Raw genomic sequence first — 15,916 nt, 5'->3', positions numbered from 1 at the left:
ATCACCCAGTGTCAGATTATTGACCGACCGAACTGACTATTTTTATCTGCTTATCGTCGGGTACTTCCTGATAGGAAAGTACATGTAAACCCGCGACCGAATACTTTAAGAAGCGAGATAGTACGGGGCGCAACATACCGGAAGTGAGAAGTACCGCAGGCTCACCTTCTAATTCTTGTTGCTGACTAGCTTGCTGCAATGATTTTTGCAGCTTATCGGCCAGTCCTGGTTCAATACCAGCGCCATCTTCGCCACCTGCTTGTAATGACTGGTGCAACATCTGTTCCAACTCTGGCGCCAAGGTTATGACGGGTATCTCTTTCGCCCCTTGGGTAATTTCTTGAGTGATGAGACGTTTAAGCGCAATACGTACCGCAGACACCAGTACATCTGGGTCTTGGCTACGTGGGCCATACTCACTCAAGGTTTGTACAATAGTACGCATGTCGCGAATAGGCACCCCTTCAAATAACAAGGTTTGCAGCACTTTAACGATGGTGCTTAGCGGCAGAATATCAGGCACTAATCCTTCAACTAATTTAGGATGCTGCTTGGCTAGCATGTCTAATAGCTGCTGAGCTTCTTCATGCCCAAGTAGTTGGTAGGCGTTGTTTGTCAGCAATTGACTTAAGTGAGTAGCAACCACAGTAGCTGCATCAACCACGGTATAACCTAGGGTTTGCGCGTGCTCACGCTTATTCGGTTTGATCCATACCGCGTCTAAGCCAAAGGCAGGGTCTTTGGTAGCACGGCCTTCCAATTTGCCAAATACTTGACCCGGATTAATCGCAAGTTCTTCATCATGACTTATCTGTGCATCACCAATGGTGACGCCCAACATGGCAATAGTATAAAGGTTAGGCTCTAAATCTAGATTATCGCGAATGTGTACGGGTGGAATAAGAAAGCCTAGTTCTTGAGACAGCTTCTTACGCACCCCTTTAATACGAGTGAGCAGTTCTCCGCCCTGGGACTTATCTACCAAGGGTATTAATCGGTACCCTACTTCTAAACCTATGGTGTCTACATGCTGTACATCGTCCCATCCAAGCTCTTTTATTTCAGGCGCTACCGTGTCATCTTTCACTATATTCGCTGGAGTTTTAGGCTTTTCTGCCTCGCGTTTAGCGGCAACACCCTGCCAGTAAGCGTAACCGGCTATAAGCACTGAAAAACCAATAAAGGCCAGATGAGGCATGCCGGGAATTATCCCCATAACGAATAGCACACCAGAAGCAATATAAAGGGCTTGGCTATTACCCAATTGACTACGAATTTCTTTACCCATTTCTTGGGTTTCGTTTTCTCGGGTAACAATAATTGCGGTAGCTACAGACAGTAACAGCGATGGAATTTGTGCCACTAAACCGTCACCAATGGTTAATATGGTGTACACCTCAATAGCATTTCCAAAGCTTAGCCCGTGTTGAATCATGCCGATAAACAGGCCGCCTACAATGTTAATGAGCATGATGAATAGGCCCGCGACCGCATCACCTTTCACAAATTTTGACGCACCGTCCATCGATCCGTAGAAGTCTGCTTCGGCGGTTATTTCTTCACGGCGAGCACGCGCCTGATCTTGGTCGATATAGCCTGCATTCAAGTCGGCATCAATCGCCATTTGCTTACCTGGCATAGCATCAAGCGTAAAGCGTGCACTTACTTCTGAAATACGCCCTGCACCGGCGGTGACCACTTTAAAGTTGATAATGAGCAAGATAGCAAAGACCACCACACCCACCGCATAGTTACCGCCAATGACCACAGCACCAAAGGCTTCGATAACCTTACCCGCAGCATCGCCCCCTTCATGCCCGTACAGTAATACCACACGGGTAGAGGCCACATTTAGGGCTAATCGCAGTACAGTAGCAATCAATAATACGAGGGGGAAAATACCGAAATCAACCGGCTTTTGGGTGAGTACTGCCACCAAAATAATGACTAAAGACAGCGCAATATTAAAGCTGAACAATACGTCGAGTAGGAATGGCGGCATGGGAAGAATAACCATGCCCATAATGGCAAGAAGAACAATGGGAGCGCCTAAGCCACTGGTAATGTTCTGCAGCTGACTTTTATCGAATCGCTGAAGGTAACCGGATAACTGCATTGCAGGGAGTCTCTCTATCGGAAAATTGACGCTTAACGCTATCTTTCAATGAGTATTACAACTACCGTGCCAGCTTTATACAAAACCGATTAAACATAAGTGGGAGGGCTGCAATTCTCAGCACTACAATAAAGATTGTCTCGTTATAAGCCTTTGCTCAAGCTCCGATTCAGACACTTATTTGAGCGCTGCTCTCGCTTGAGTTAGGCTCTAATTAAGTAGAGAGTAGCGCGCTAGCGGCGCAGCTCTGGTGGTATGGGTAAGTCACGTTTAAGCGGCTTGGGACGTTTTCCTTTGCCCGCCCTGTGTGCTTTCAATTGATAAACGTGAGCTAATACTTGTGCTACTGCCATAAATAAGGCGTTAGGGACTTCACCGTCAATTTCAGTCGAGTAGTAAACGGCGCGGGCTAGCATGGGTGATGGAATAAGCGGCACATCGTTGGCAGTGGCTATTTTACGGATATGCATGGCTAATTCATCGGTGCCTTTTGCCACAACTACAGGGGCGCGGTTACCACTGTCATCATACTTTATAGCGACAGAATAATGGGTTGGGTTTGTCACCACCACATCGGCCTGAGGGACTTCTTGCATCATCCGCTTTGTGGCAGCTTGATACTGCAAGCGACGAATGCGCCCTTTTACTAAAGGATCACCTTCAGAGTTTTTACGCTCGTCTTTCACCTCTTGTTTAGTCATCTTTATTTCTTTGTTGTGCTTATACATTTGATAAGGCACATCAATAAGCGCAATAGGTATCATGCCGCAAACCAACATGATAAAAGCCCATTTCAGCATATCTAACGCGTGAAAAATATTGCCCGGGTACAGCTCTAAATCCAGATGCAGTGCTTCGTCTTCAAAAAACAGCAATGCACCTAACGCCATCCCAACGATGACAACCACTTTGGCGATAGATTTGATTAACTCAACCAAGCCATTCATACCAAACATGCGCTTAAATCCACTAAGCGGGCTCATTTTAGAGCCTTTAAATTTGGCACCTTCCCAAGTGAAGTTGTAGCCGCCTAACGCAATAGAGCCGTATATTCCGGCTAGCATGGCCACCGTCATATACAGTAGAACCGGTACACTTACCGTAGAAATGGCTTCGCCCCATGCACCAAACATATGCGTGGTATCGTAAGTTTCATCTCGTGATAAAACGAACATGCGCTGAGTAAGCTTAAATACCGATTCGGCAATCCAGCCCCCAACGAACAAAAACATAAAAGCGCTGACCACCAACACTAAGGTTGTCGATAATTCGCGGGATCGGGCTATCTGCCCTTTTTTTCGGGTGTCTTCGAGTTTTTTCCCCGTGGGGTCTTCTGTTTTTTCGCTAGAATCTGAATCAGCCATGTATCACCTGACTTATCTTCATGGGCAAATCCTAAGAAGTTGACACATAAACTGCTCTGCTCGCAGCCACTGGGTTTCAAAATGCGCGGTAAAGTTATCTAGGGTTATCCAGATGATGAGCAAGCCCATCACCTGTGCAATAGAAAAGCCAATACTGAAAATATTAAGCTGAGGCGCCGCTTTGGTCATAACGCCAAACGCTAAATTTACAATAAGCAGAGAAACAATGGGCGCCAACGATAGCGTAATCGCAGAGATAAACATCCAACCGCCCCAATGAGCGATTTCCCTAAACTGCTCCCCTGTCCACCATGCCTCCCCGATTGGGAACGCATGAAAGCTTAATACAATCATGTGGATCATAGCCAGATGGCCGTCTAACGTCCAAAACAGCAAGGTAGCCAGAATTAAGTAAAACTGACCTACGGCCGGAACATTAATACCATTGACCGGATCTACAATTGAAGCGAACCCTAAACCCGTTTGCATAGCAATAATTTGCCCTGCCAGCACAAAAGTATTTAGCACCATCATGGAAATAAACCCGATAGCTACGCCTATTAACAGCTGCTGAATACCAAGAATAAAGGTGCCTAGATTCACTAAATCATCAACAGGAGCAGGCGGCACTACCGGCATAATAATAAGGGTCAGCATAATGCCTAGCAGAGCACGAACTTGCGGGGGTATAGATTGTGCACTTAAGCCAATCATTGCCACAAACAGGCCACTGATACGCATAAAAGGCAGCATTAAATCAGCAAGAAACTGATTGATGGTAGCCAATTCGACAACCATGTTAACCGACAACCTGAGGAATCATTTCTACCATGTGGAAAGTGAAATCCATTAACTTTTGCACCAACCAGTTGCCTCCCCAACTAAGGGCTAACAAGGTAACAAGTAATCGCGGCAAGAAACTCATGGTCTGTTCATTAATTGAGGTTGCAGCCTGAAACACTGCAACCACCAGCCCGACTATAAGGCTTGGAACAATAACCGCAGACACCAGAACGATAACCATAAACATGGCTTCGCGGAGTATTTCAACAAAGACTTCTGGTGACATAAGCCCTCCTACACACCCATACCGAAACTGGTAGCCAGTGTGCCAAATATGAGATTCCAACCATCAACTAACACAAACAACATGAGCTTAAATGGTAAAGAAACAATCATGGGTGACAGCATCATCATACCCATAGCCATCAATATTGACGCCACAACAAGGTCGATAATAAGAAAGGGAATAAACAGCATAAACCCAATTTGAAATGCGGTTTTAAGCTCGCTGGTGACAAAGGCAGGAATGAGAATCGTCATTGGCACTTCTTCCGTGTCAGCATACTTTCCTTCATCGCCAGCAATCCGCACAAAGGTTTCTAAGTCTTTCACCCGAGTTTGCGACAACATAAAGGCACGCATTGGGCCTTTAGCTTGCTCGATGGCATCCAAACTTGTCATTTGCTCTGACAAATACGGCTGCAAGGCGCGCTCGTTAATTTCTTCAAACACCGGCGCCATAATAAACATAGAGAGAAACAAACTTACCCCAACCAAAATTTGGTTAGAAGGAGATTGCTGCAAACCAATCGCTTGGCGCAAAATCGATAACACCACGATGATACGGGTGAACGAAGTCATCATCATGATGAACGCAGGAATAAGACTGAGCGCTGTCATGATAAACAGCGCTTGTAACGTCATGGTGTAATCTTGCGAGCCGTCGTCGTTAGTCACAACGGTTACTGCTGAAATACCTTGTTGGGCCAATGCAGGCTCAGCAATCACCCAAGAAGCTAACACTACAAAAAATGCGGTCCAAAACTTACGCATCGTTTTTATCTTCCTTTATTGAGGGGTTCAGCTTACCTGCCATGGCGGCAACCAGCTTTTGTTTAAATGCGTCACCGCTACCTTGCTGCCCATTTGCTACTGGCGTTTCTAAGTGCTTTTCAAGTTTACTTAAATGGGAAATATTATGGCTGGTCACGCCCACAAGGTGCTGTTCGTCGCCCACCTGAATAACCATAATTTTTTCTTTAGTGCCTGCCACCATACTGGCGACTACCTTCATTTGGCCACCACCCATGGTACCGACATTAAATCGACGCATAAGGTAAGCAAGCGCAAAAATAATTCCAACCACTAAAAGAAGTGATAGAAAAATTGACACTACAGAGGTGGGGTTAGTGATTGATTGGGTAGATTGCGCATTCACTACTTGCGAAAATATAAGGGGCAGCATTGCGCAACCCCTTGCTATGTAAGAAGATTTATCGAAGCTTCTTGATTCTCTCGATTTGACTAATAACATCCGTTAACCGAATACCGAATTTATCGTTGACCACTACTACTTCACCATGAGCAATCAACGTGCCATTTACCAATACATCTAATGGCTCACCAGCAACTCGGTCCAGCTCCACCACAGATCCCTGATTCAACTGTAGCAGATTTCGGATACTTATTTGACTACGCCCTACTTCCATCGAGATAGTAACTGGAATATCCAAAATGGTATCCAGCTTCTTTTTCTCTTCTTGGGTTATGGGTGTGTCGTCGGTTAATTCGTCGAGTTCTGCAACCTGAACATCATCGTTTTCCTGATCGTCAGCTTCAGAATCGGCTTGCTCCGCCATGGCGGCAGCCCAATCGTCCATACCGTCTTCACTCATGGGATATTCCCCTCACCTTACAGGTCTTCTTCGAGTACTTGCAGCTCAGCATCATTATCTATAATGCGCCCGCCGCGGGTTAATAATTGTAGCTCAGACTTCACAGAAGTCGGTCTTGCAATCTTTTCTACTATCTTCAGGGCTAAGTTATCGCGTGAACGACCTAGTTTAGCTCTGAACGTAGGTAAATCTTCAATCAGCACCGTAATGGTTTCTGGCATTTCCACAGGAATAATTTCACCTGGTTTGAATTCCATTACTTGGCGTAATGACACATCCACATCAAGCATGTGGGTTGTCAGTGCCACTTTTACGTCCATGATTTCATCGCGAAGTGCTTTACTCCAACGTAAATCAGTGTCTTCTTTATCGCTTTGCACACCCGCATCTAGCAATTCGCGGATAGGCTCAAGCATTGAGTATGGAAGTGACACGTGGAAATCGCCACCACCACCATCAAGCTCTATATGAAACGAGCTTATCACCACCACTTCAGTGGGGCTCACAATATTCGCCATCGCTGGGTTTACTTCTGAGTCTAAATACTCGAAAGACACGTCCATGACTGGCGCCCACGCTTCCTTGTAATCTTCAAAAATAATTTTAAGCAGCATTTGAATAATACGCCGCTCTGTTGGCGTAAATTCGCGCCCTTCAATTTTTGCATGGTAACGACCATCCCCCCCAAAGAAGTTATCGACCAAAATGAAAACCAAGCGGGCTTCCATCGTAATAAGGCCAGTACCTTTAAGCGGGCGAAACCGCACCATGTTCAAGCTAGTGGGTACAAACAAGGTATGAATGTATTCACCAAACTTAATCATTTGTATCCCGTTAATTGACACTTCCGCAGAGCGGCGCATCATATTGAACAAACTCACCCGCATATGACGGGCAAAGCGTTCATTAACGATTTCAAGTGTAGGCATACGCCCACGAACAATCCTATCCTGTGAGGAGAAGTCGTACTCTAGCGTAGAAGCATCGGAATCAGCATCGCTAACCTCGTCTTCTTCTACATCGTCTACCCCGTGTAGGAGGGCATCGATTTCATCTTGAGATAATAAATCACTCACAGTTATCTACCTGTTATTGCATCACAAAACCAGTGAAGAGCACACGCTCAACCACATCACTTCCCGCGATGTCTTTAAGCACTTTTTGTACTTCAGTCACCGCTTGTTCACGCAGTTCAATTTTTCCTGCTTCAGTCACCAAATCATCGGCATTTGATGTACTAAAGACTTGCAGTAAAGTGCCTTCAATAAGCGGTATATGGGTTTTAGCCAACTCTTCGTTGTCTGAGCCCCGCACAAGAAGCTGCACTTTAATTTGTACTAATCGGTCTCGACCTGTGCCCGGAACGTTAAAAACGAAAGGGCGTGGCATAGCAACGTACAAGGCGGTACCTACTTCAGCGCTTCCACTTGGAGCCGCTGTTTCAGTGGCTGCTTGCTCGTCGGTTTCGGCAAGTTGCTCTGCAGCAACAGGCTCATCACCACCAGCGAATAAAAGAAAATAGGCTGCTGCACCACCGCCAACTAACACCACGGCGATAATAATAATCAGCATCATTTTGCCTTTCTTTTTACCACCTTCTTCAATCTGTAACTCTTCTTCAGCCATGTCTAATCCGTCAATATCCCACGAGGAACTCGTATTATCAGGCTTACGACGCAAATGGCAACGTAAGCCTGCTTAAATTTGCAGTTCTTATAGCAGATTGCGCAATTGTACATCAACCCTACTTAAGTCTTTGCCTTTGCTATCTACCTACTAAGCGTAATAGTCTATACCGCCTTTCGCTTCCCTCGTGACAGATTGCTCTATCACCGTGGAGCCCTCGTCGAACTCACCGTCGGTATCTTGGCTAGCTACACCGTTACCTGCAAGTTGCTGGCCACTTCCATCACCATTTTGTGACGAATTATCTTTACGAACTTCTGATTCGCCTAAATTAATGCCTTGCTCTGCTAGCATATCTTTTAGCCTTGGCATGGCATCAGCTAGTGCATCTTTAGCATGTTGCGACTGCACAATGAAACTTACACTGGCTGCATCGCCAGATACATTCACACGCACCTGCATGCTGCCTAGTTCAGGCGGGTCGAGCCTAATTTCTGCCATACTGTTTCGCGCATTCACCATCCAGCGAATTTTCTCATGCAGCTGCTGCTGGCCTTCGGGCTTCAAAATATTAACCGGTTTGTCAGCACCATCAAATTGAAGCTGAGTTTTGGTTGACTCTGCTCGAACTTGGTTATTTTCATTCATGTGAGAATCGATACTGACTAGCTCACTTTGCAATACTTGATGCGCGCTTTGTTGGGTACCGTTTACCAATTGCATAAACTGCCCAGCTAGCACATCAGTTTGCCCCGCAACATTCTGCATTTGAGTTTGTGTTAACCCTGCTTCAGAGGCTGCATCGGCTACAAGTGCCGAAAGATCTATTCCTGGCTCACGCCCTTGAGCGACTTGTTGCTGAAACTCGTTAATGCCAGCAATTAGATTTGATTTAACCGCTTGTTGCTGGGCTGCGGTGGTCGCGGTAGGCAAAGATGCCGCTACCCGCTCGGCAAATGCTTCCGTCGCCTTTTGTGCACTTTCTGGTGACATCATCGCGAGTGACTGCAGCAAAGATTCACCCTGACTATCGGTAAGTATATCGCTAGCTTCGGTAGAGACTGTATCGATAGCTTTATTATTCGTTTGCGTTGATGCTGAAGATTGGCTTGAAACACCATTGGCTAGCGCTGCATTTAGCGCCTCTTTGGTGTCAGTTTGCCCAGCTATTTGCATTTGCTCTTGAAGAAGACTTAATACTAATGCCTCATCGGCACTCAAGGCTTGTTCATCTACTGCTTCTTGTTCAGCTAAGAGTGCTTGCTCTGCATTTTGCGCCAGAGCATCAGAACTTTCTTCACCATTCTCGCTAGCATTACCTAAAAACTGCGCAAGCAGGTTAGCTAAGGGATCAGCACTTTCCGACTGCCCTGCATCGACGTCGCTTGTTGCAGCGTTATCATTTGCTTTAGCCATTAGCGCAGCGGTGAGTGCTTTTACTGCTTCTAAGGTTTCATTACTAAGCCCTTCGCCAGCATCTTGACTAAGTTCGTCACCGGTTTGTCCCTCAAGCAAGCTCATTAGATAGGCCGTTACTTCCGTTGCTGAACTAGCATCAACATCGTCCGGAAGACTCGTTGCGCTTAAAGCACCGTTTGTCTCAGCACCGCTTTCGTTGCTACTGTTATTTGATGCCAGTGCACTTAGTACGTCATCGCTCACTAACTCATCACCCGCTAGCAAAGCTTGTGCTAATTGCTTCGCGGCTAATTCGGCATCTTCTATCTCGCCAGCGTCTGATAAATCATCAATACTGGTGTCGGCAGTAGCCTCGTTATCTGAAGAAACCTCAGTATCACTAGAAGCCCCCATCATTGAGGTGACATACTCAACCCAGTCTGTGGAGACTTCGCTATCCCCGTTTCCAATACTCGATAACTCTTCGGGTGGTAAATCGATATGGCCGCCAAAGAAGTCTTTCTTAGTTTCGCCGTTATTTTCACCGTTATTTAGGCCATCGTCTTTGTCGTCTTTCTTTGCATCAGCGTCGATTCGTCGTGCCTGCGCATCAGCAATGTCTGTCATTGCCGATTCATCAGTGCCTTCGTCAGGTGAGGTTACATCCCCCACTTCGCCTTTGCTGCCTGTTTGGTCTGCTTGATCGCCATTTTGCGCTTGCGCTTCATCATCTTTCACCGGCGGTAAATCAACATTTCCAGCCTCTGGGTCAACCGAGCGGTTATTAGCTGATTTCTTTTCGATTGCAGGGTTCGCACTGTCGTTTACCGAGGCACTTGCGTGTCGCGATGAATGAGTTCTATTTTGGGCGTCGAGTGACTTTGCACTCGCTTCTTTTGCCTGAATATATGCAGCTTCAAACGCTTTGTTATTCTGCGATGAATCTTCTGCACCCATGCCAGCTTCTACGGCTTTTGCCGTTGATGAGGCCGAGAAAGGCAATGCGGCAATGTCTGTTTTTTGTGCGGCAACTTGTTGCATCATATTTTTACCGTCCTGCTATGACTTTGTAAGTCAGAACTATGAAAACCCAGATTGAATCGTTTGGCCTCTACAACCCCAGTGTCCGTGGGCTGTAGGCCGACATTTAGCTTAGAAAAGCTGCCATATCGGTATTCAAATTAGGCGTATAAACACATTATTGATTAACGAATTTGCAAAGAGTGTTCCACTGTGGAGATTAAACGACGAGGTATTTAAAAAATCGAAAGGATTGAACGACTTGGAGTACACGACTTGGGGTGAATGAAAAATTAGAGAAACTGTCTAGAAAAAGGTTTTTCCACTTCTAAAAAATTTCTGCGTGGCAAATTCGTCCATCATAGCTTGTTCTGCCCTAGCTTCTTTTGCCACTTTAGCTAAATGACGTTTATTAAGTAACAACTCTACTGCTTTTACTTTTTGCTGCTGCTTTAGCCAAAGCTGTTTACGCTGATCGGCGGCCATATTCGCTTGTGCAATGACATTCATTTGCTGCTCGCAGGCCTTATCTAATTTGCCTACAAACGACAAATGCTGTTGATAATGGGTAGCAGTTACACCCGCTTTGCCGGTTTGCTGAATGCCCTTTAAGTAATCAATTCTATATTGCTCAAGGCTAGTGAGCTTTTGTTTCTGTTGCATCACATTTTGCTGTGCTTGTTGGAACATTTGCGCAATGCGTTGCTCTCTTTCTCGTTCAAATTCAGCGAGGCGTTCTAATTGTTTAGACATAATTGATTACCCTTGCCCTAGGCCTTTCGCTAATGCCGCCATGCCTTCTAGACATTCATCATAAGGCAATACGTTTTTCATACCCTGTTGCAGAAATGCATTAATTGCAGGCTCTGCACGAATGGCTAAATCGATACGAGGATCTGAACCTTTGGCATAAGCACCAATGGATATAAGATCTTGGTTTTGTTTATAGTTTGAATAAACTTGTCTTACTCTTCGTGCCATCTGTTGATGTTCATCGCTGACCACCATCGGCATAACACGGCTGATAGAGGCTTCAATATCGATGGCGGGGTAATGACCACTGTCGGCGAGAGTCCGTGATAGCACAACGTGACCATCTAAAATAGCCCGTGCGGCATCGGCAATGGGATCTTGTAAATCGTCACCTTCGGTAAGTACCGTGTAAAAGGCAGTAATAGACCCTTGCTTCTCACTACCATTACCCGCCCTTTCTACCAATGCAGGTAATCGGGCAAATACCGAAGGCGGATACCCTTTTGTGGCGGGAGGCTCACCCACCGCTAATGCAATTTCACGTTGCGCCATGGCATAGCGAGTTAAAGAATCGATAAGCAGTAAAACTTTTAAGCCCTGATCGCGAAAGTATTCAGCAATGGTGACTGCCGTTTCGCAGCCCTTTAAGCGCATTAACGGTGAAGTATCAGCCGGCGCTGCTACCACTACCGCACGTGCGCGCTCTTCTTCGGTTAAGATATCGTGGATGAACTCTTTTACTTCTCGGCCCCGTTCTCCCACCAAGCCAACCACAACCACATCGGCTTCGCAGCCTCGGGTCATCATACCGAGTAAAACACTTTTCCCCACGCCACTACCTGCAAAAAGCCCCATGCGTTGACCTACGCCAACGGTATTTAGTGCATTAATAGCGCGAACACCCACATCCATAGGCTGAGTAATGGCACGGCGAATTAACGGGTTAATAGGGGGGCGCGTAGTAGGTACACGGGTTTCAGTTTGAATTTCGCCAAGTCCATCTAGCGGGTTGCCGTTGCCATCAACCACTCGACCCAACAGCCCCATGCCAACGGCAAGGCCACTTTGTCGATTCAGCGGCATTACCCGACTTCCGGGTACTATGCCCCGCACTGCTTCGGTGGGCATGAGATAAGTAATATCGGCACCAAACCCCACCACTTCGGCCTCAATTTCGCCTTCAATGGTTTGCACAAGGCACTGACTACCGACTGGTAGTTGGCACCCAACAGCTTCAAGGGTAAGGCCTATGCCTCTGACAAGTTTACCTGCCGCCACAATAGGCGGTGATGACACTTGTTTCTGCAAGCTGTCAAAATGGGCATGCCAAGGGCTAGTCATCTGATAAACCCTGATTCACCATAAATTTGTCAATCACATCACGACAGCGGCGTTCTATTGAAACATCTACAGCATTTTGTTCAGTCGCAATATCACAGCCGCCTCGCTCCATAGTAGGCGCTTCAATGAACTGCCAATCTTTCTCTTTTAACGTAGCTTCGGAATAATGTTCGGTAACTAGCGCTATATCATCCGGATGCATATGAATTTGATACCGAGTTTGATTAACCGGCAGAGCTTTCATTCCTTCGCTAAGCGCTTGCAAAATCACTTGCTCGTTTGACGTAATTTCGGTTTTGATCACAGATTTAGCAAGAGTAACTGCAAGCTTAACCAGCTGATCGCGGGTTTCGTCGTTAGCTTGTGATAATGGCGTATGAAGTTTTTCAATAAGTTGCTGCCAAACTTCAACTTGCGAGGAAATTAAGCCCTTACCTTCTTCTAATCCTTGCTCAAGCCCCTCAGCATGACCAGACTCACGACCTTCATTAAGTCCTAGCGCTAGGCCTTCGGCTTTTCCTTCTTCAAAACCTTGCGCTTTGCCTTGTCCGTAGCCTTCATCGTGAGCAGCTTGTCTAATCGCTTCGATTTCTTGTGCAGTAGGAGGAAGGATTTCAGCCTCTTCCTCTTCTGGTGGCTCGTATTTCCAATCTGAACGGAAATTTAGCGCGTTGGTTTTATCTTTATCTTGTGGCTTTTCGGGCTGTTCAACGAAGGGCAAATCCCAAGGTTTTGCATCGCTTAATTCGTCGTCGCTGAAGCCTTTATTTGATGACATCAATCTACCCAGGTAACGTTCATGAGGCCTTTAGCAAACTAGTGAAAAGGCCTATTTTAACCACAATAGCGAATAAATAATGAAGGGTTATAAGAACTCTTCACCGCCTCCGCCGCCCAGCATAATTTCACCTGAATCGGAAAGTCTTCTGGCAACAGAGAGAATTTCTTTCTGTGCGGTTTCAACTTCAGATATACGTACAGGCCCCAAGGCTTCAAGGTCGTCGTTAAGCATTTCTGCCGCTCGCTTCGACATGTTTTTCATAATCTTGTTCTTAAGCTCTTCGTCCGCACCTTTAATCGACTTAAGCAGCGCATCTTGTTGCACTTCGCGCAAGATAGCTTGAATACCTTTGTCGTCTACATCGACTAAGTTGTCGAATACGAACATGAGATCTTGAATTTGCTGACTCATTTCTTCGTCTTGTTCACGGATAGCATCCATCAACTGACCTTCAATAGCGGTATCAAGGTAGTTCATGATGTTCGCAGCAGATTTCAGGCCGCCCATTTTAGCCGCTTGCGTACCCGCTTGACCGGCGAACTGTTTCTCCATGATTTCGTTAAGCTCTTGCAGTGCAGCAGGCTGAACTTCTTCAAGGTTAGCAATACGCATAAGTAAGTCTAAGCGTACTTTTTCTGGGAACTGTGCCAATATTTCGGCACTCTGTTCTGGCTCTAAGTACGACAATACAATAGTTTGAATCTGAGGGTGTTCGTTTCGGATGATACTGGCTACTTGCTTCGAGTCCATCCACTTCAACGAATCGAGACCTTTCGCCCCACTTCCCATCAGAATTTGGTCAATTAAGTTAGCCGCTTTATCTTCACCTAATGCAGCGGTAAGGGCTCGCTTAACAAAGTCTTGGCTTTGGAAGCCGATAGTACTGTAGTTTTGAATCTCTTCAATAAAGTGTTTATGCACAGACGTAATTTTTGTCTGTGTCATATCATCCACTTTTGCCATCTCAGAGCCTAGCTTTTGAACTTGCTTTGGCTCAAGATGTTTTAAAATTTGTGCAGCGTCTTCTTCAGACAAACTCAGAAGCAAGATAGCGGCTTTTTCAACCCCTTCTAACTTACTGACGTCATAGGACGCTTCTTCAGTAGTGGCAAGTTCTTCAGCCATAATACGCTCTCACTTACTCATCTTGCATCAGCCAGCCCTTAACAACCTGGGCTGACAATTCAGGTTCGTTCGCAACCAGTGCACGAACCGCTTTTAATACGTCTTCATCTTTATGTAAATCTGGCAGCATTAGTGAGCCATCTGCCGCAAAGCCCACTTGACCTTCATCGAAATCAGAAGACAGCATGCTAATGGTTTCGTCACCAAGATCTAGGCCTTCGTCTGCATCAAAGTCATCCGCTTCTTTAGACTCATCTGGGTTAATCAAGCGACGTAGCATTGGTCTTATCACAAAGATGATAAGCACGATAATAACCAAACCACCAATAACTAGCTTAAGTATAGGCAAAAATGCAGGCTGTTCCCATATTGGCGCATCTTCAATAATACCATCATCCATACGGGTGAAAGGCACACTCACGACTTCTAACGAATCGCCACGGGTCACGTCAAACCCAACACCACCTTGTAGCAGACGGCGAATGTTTAACAAGGCTTCTTGATTACGAGGCTCTGCCGAGGTAGTGCCATCTTCACCAGTAACTTGAAGATAGTCTACCGCCACCGATACGCTTAACCTGCGGATTACGCCACTTTGTTTTTTGGTATGACTAATGGTGGTGTCCAGCTCGTAGTTTCGAGTAGAGACTTTCGATGTGCTGCCTGGCAACGTAGCTTGTGCACCTGCTTCTGGATTTTCAGGAATATTTGAGTCTAACGGAGGTTGGTTAGTTAGCGCACCAGGAATCCCCATGGCACCACCACCCACGCTATTTTGTTCGTTGATCATTTCGCTACGAACAGCCGGTAAATCAGGGTTATAACTGCGCTGAGTTTGCTCAAGCGCAGTAAAATCCATACTGACATCCGCTTGCGCGGTGTAATTACCGATGCCTAGAACTGGAATAAGAATAGCATCAATTTTTTCTAGGTATTCTTGTTCACGCTGCCTTTCAATTTCATATTCTTTTCGTGCTCGAGCGCTTAGTGAGTCTTGTGAACCCGAATTTAGTAACCTGCCATTGCTATCGGTAACCGTTACCGCAGAAGGCTCCATGTTTTGTACCGCTGACGCCACGATATCGATAACTGAGTCAACTTCCTCTCCTGCAATCACTTTGCCGCGCTTGGCGGTTAGTACTACAGTAGCCGAGGCTTTTTTCTCACGGCGAGCAAACACATTTTCTTTTGGCATCGCCAATAGAACCCGTGCTTTTTGTATACTTGAGATATCTTCGATAGTGGCAGCGATTTGTTGCTCACGGGCGTGTTTCAAGCGTTCCATCTCTACCCGCTGGCTTACCCCGAATCCCATGTCCTGCATGATAATATCGGTTCCAGCATCAGAAGAGCCGGTTAAGCCCTGACGCGTCATGCCTAAGCGTATAGTTTGAAATTCGTCACTTCGAACGTATACCGTATTTCCCTCTAAACGATATTCAATTTGGTTAGCGTCCATGTAATCCAAGGTTTCAATAAGCTCTTGGGTTTCCATTTTTGCTAACGGACGAAAATCAGGCTCTTGCGCCCAAATTAATATAAAGACTGCAATGGCGACACATATAACGAGCACTACCACTAACGCCATTTGGCGCATCATGTCTGCACTGCCTAAGGTATCCATGAATCCTGATTTATTCTCAGGCTCGCTATCGTTCCCAATGGAAGGGTCGTTAACGGTTAAATTTGTGCCTGTTGCTTCAGCCATGACTTA

The 15,916-nt window shown here is 46.0% G+C and carries 15 protein-coding genes; all 15 read right to left on the bottom strand.

Annotated features, from left to right (window positions below; genetic code table 11):
• Positions 1–16: 16 nt before the first annotated feature.
• The 15 genes from flhA to fliF all read right to left on the bottom strand — a co-directional run bounded on the left by flhA (position 17) and on the right by fliF (position 15,910).
• The gene (gene flhA, locus J8L84_RS13555) at positions 17–2,116 is read right to left on the bottom strand and encodes a flagellar biosynthesis protein FlhA (RefSeq protein ID WP_013785092.1); all 2,100 of its coding nucleotides are present in this window, start codon (positions 2,114–2,116) and stop codon (positions 17–19) included.
• Between the two features lie 233 nt (positions 2,117–2,349).
• Positions 2,350–3,480 carry a flagellar biosynthesis protein FlhB gene (gene flhB / locus J8L84_RS13550; RefSeq protein ID WP_211071162.1) on the bottom strand — a complete coding sequence of 377 codons (1,131 nt, stop codon included), beginning with the start codon at positions 3,478–3,480 and terminating at the stop codon, positions 2,350–2,352.
• A gap of 18 nt (positions 3,481–3,498) precedes the next feature.
• Positions 3,499–4,278, bottom strand: a complete 780-nt coding sequence (gene fliR, locus J8L84_RS13545; protein WP_211071161.1) for a flagellar biosynthetic protein FliR — start codon at positions 4,276–4,278, stop codon at positions 3,499–3,501.
• A gap of 1 nt (position 4,279) precedes the next feature.
• Positions 4,280–4,549, bottom strand: a complete 270-nt coding sequence (gene fliQ, locus J8L84_RS13540; RefSeq protein ID WP_013785095.1) for a flagellar biosynthesis protein FliQ — start codon at positions 4,547–4,549, stop codon at positions 4,280–4,282.
• An 8-nt stretch (positions 4,550–4,557) separates the two neighbouring features.
• Complete coding sequence (gene fliP, locus J8L84_RS13535) at positions 4,558–5,316, bottom strand: flagellar type III secretion system pore protein FliP (RefSeq protein ID WP_057793300.1); 759 nt, start codon at positions 5,314–5,316, stop codon at positions 4,558–4,560.
• Positions 5,309–5,728 (bottom strand): flagellar biosynthetic protein FliO, encoded by a 420-nt coding sequence (gene fliO / locus J8L84_RS13530; RefSeq protein ID WP_211071160.1) that lies wholly within the window; start codon positions 5,726–5,728, stop codon positions 5,309–5,311. The genes fliP and fliO overlap by 8 nt, the downstream gene beginning before the upstream one ends.
• 28 nt (positions 5,729–5,756) lie before the next feature.
• Positions 5,757–6,158, bottom strand: coding sequence for a flagellar motor switch protein FliN (fliN, locus tag J8L84_RS13525; protein WP_013785098.1), 402 nt, complete (start codon positions 6,156–6,158; stop codon positions 5,757–5,759).
• A gap of 17 nt (positions 6,159–6,175) precedes the next feature.
• Positions 6,176–7,234 carry a flagellar motor switch protein FliM gene (gene fliM, locus J8L84_RS13520; RefSeq protein WP_211071159.1) on the bottom strand — a complete coding sequence of 353 codons (1,059 nt, stop codon included), beginning with the start codon at positions 7,232–7,234 and terminating at the stop codon, positions 6,176–6,178.
• 13 nt (positions 7,235–7,247) lie between these two features.
• Positions 7,248–7,784 (bottom strand): flagellar basal body-associated protein FliL, encoded by a 537-nt coding sequence (gene fliL / locus J8L84_RS13515; RefSeq protein ID WP_211071273.1) that lies wholly within the window; start codon positions 7,782–7,784, stop codon positions 7,248–7,250.
• A 150-nt stretch (positions 7,785–7,934) separates the two neighbouring features.
• Positions 7,935–10,226, bottom strand: a complete 2,292-nt coding sequence (locus J8L84_RS13510; protein WP_211071158.1) for a flagellar hook-length control protein FliK — start codon at positions 10,224–10,226, stop codon at positions 7,935–7,937.
• Positions 10,227–10,508: 282 nt separating this feature from the next.
• Positions 10,509–10,955, bottom strand: coding sequence for a flagellar export protein FliJ (gene fliJ, locus J8L84_RS13505; protein WP_013785102.1), 447 nt, complete (start codon positions 10,953–10,955; stop codon positions 10,509–10,511).
• A gap of 6 nt (positions 10,956–10,961) precedes the next feature.
• Positions 10,962–12,296, bottom strand: coding sequence for a flagellar protein export ATPase FliI (gene fliI / locus J8L84_RS13500; protein WP_211071157.1), 1,335 nt, complete (start codon positions 12,294–12,296; stop codon positions 10,962–10,964).
• Positions 12,289–13,074, bottom strand: coding sequence for a flagellar assembly protein FliH (fliH, locus tag J8L84_RS13495; RefSeq protein WP_211071156.1), 786 nt, complete (start codon positions 13,072–13,074; stop codon positions 12,289–12,291). Before fliH ends, fliI begins: the two co-directional genes overlap by 8 nt.
• An 87-nt stretch (positions 13,075–13,161) precedes the next feature.
• The gene (fliG, locus tag J8L84_RS13490; RefSeq protein WP_013785105.1) at positions 13,162–14,202 is read right to left on the bottom strand and encodes a flagellar motor switch protein FliG; all 1,041 of its coding nucleotides are present in this window, start codon (positions 14,200–14,202) and stop codon (positions 13,162–13,164) included.
• A gap of 13 nt (positions 14,203–14,215) precedes the next feature.
• Positions 14,216–15,910 (bottom strand): flagellar basal-body MS-ring/collar protein FliF, encoded by a 1,695-nt coding sequence (gene fliF / locus J8L84_RS13485; RefSeq protein ID WP_211071155.1) that lies wholly within the window; start codon positions 15,908–15,910, stop codon positions 14,216–14,218.
• Positions 15,911–15,916: the final 6 nt, after the last annotated feature.

It is taken from the genome of Alteromonas sp. MMG017, assembly GCF_018100795.1.
Lineage (GTDB): Bacteria > Pseudomonadota > Gammaproteobacteria > Enterobacterales > Alteromonadaceae > Alteromonas.
This window is presented reverse-complemented; position numbering and strand designations above follow the sequence as displayed.

Bases quoted from the DNA above. Each gene is read 5' to 3' on its own strand.
- flhA (WP_013785092.1), bottom strand. From the start codon at position 2,116: ATGCAGTTATCCGGTTACCTTCAGCGATTCGATAAAAGTCAGCTGCAG.
- flhB (WP_211071162.1), bottom strand. From the start codon at position 3,480: ATGGCTGATTCAGATTCTAGCGAAAAAACAGAAGACCCCACGGGGAAA.
- fliR (WP_211071161.1), bottom strand. From the start codon at position 4,278: ATGGTTGTCGAATTGGCTACCATCAATCAGTTTCTTGCTGATTTAATG.
- fliQ (WP_013785095.1), bottom strand. From the start codon at position 4,549: ATGTCACCAGAAGTCTTTGTTGAAATACTCCGCGAAGCCATGTTTATG.
- fliP (WP_057793300.1), bottom strand. From the start codon at position 5,316: ATGCGTAAGTTTTGGACCGCATTTTTTGTAGTGTTAGCTTCTTGGGTG.
- fliO (WP_211071160.1), bottom strand. From the start codon at position 5,728: ATGCTGCCCCTTATATTTTCGCAAGTAGTGAATGCGCAATCTACCCAA.
- fliN (WP_013785098.1), bottom strand. From the start codon at position 6,158: ATGAGTGAAGACGGTATGGACGATTGGGCTGCCGCCATGGCGGAGCAA.
- fliL (WP_211071273.1), bottom strand. From the start codon at position 7,784: ATGGCTGAAGAAGAGTTACAGATTGAAGAAGGTGGTAAAAAGAAAGGC.
- J8L84_RS13510 (WP_211071158.1), bottom strand. From the start codon at position 10,226: ATGATGCAACAAGTTGCCGCACAAAAAACAGACATTGCCGCATTGCCT.
- fliJ (WP_013785102.1), bottom strand. From the start codon at position 10,955: ATGTCTAAACAATTAGAACGCCTCGCTGAATTTGAACGAGAAAGAGAG.
- fliI (WP_211071157.1), bottom strand. From the start codon at position 12,296: ATGACTAGCCCTTGGCATGCCCATTTTGACAGCTTGCAGAAACAAGTG.
- fliH (WP_211071156.1), bottom strand. From the start codon at position 13,074: ATGTCATCAAATAAAGGCTTCAGCGACGACGAATTAAGCGATGCAAAA.
- fliG (WP_013785105.1), bottom strand. From the start codon at position 14,202: ATGGCTGAAGAACTTGCCACTACTGAAGAAGCGTCCTATGACGTCAGT.
- fliF (WP_211071155.1), bottom strand. From the start codon at position 15,910: ATGGCTGAAGCAACAGGCACAAATTTAACCGTTAACGACCCTTCCATT.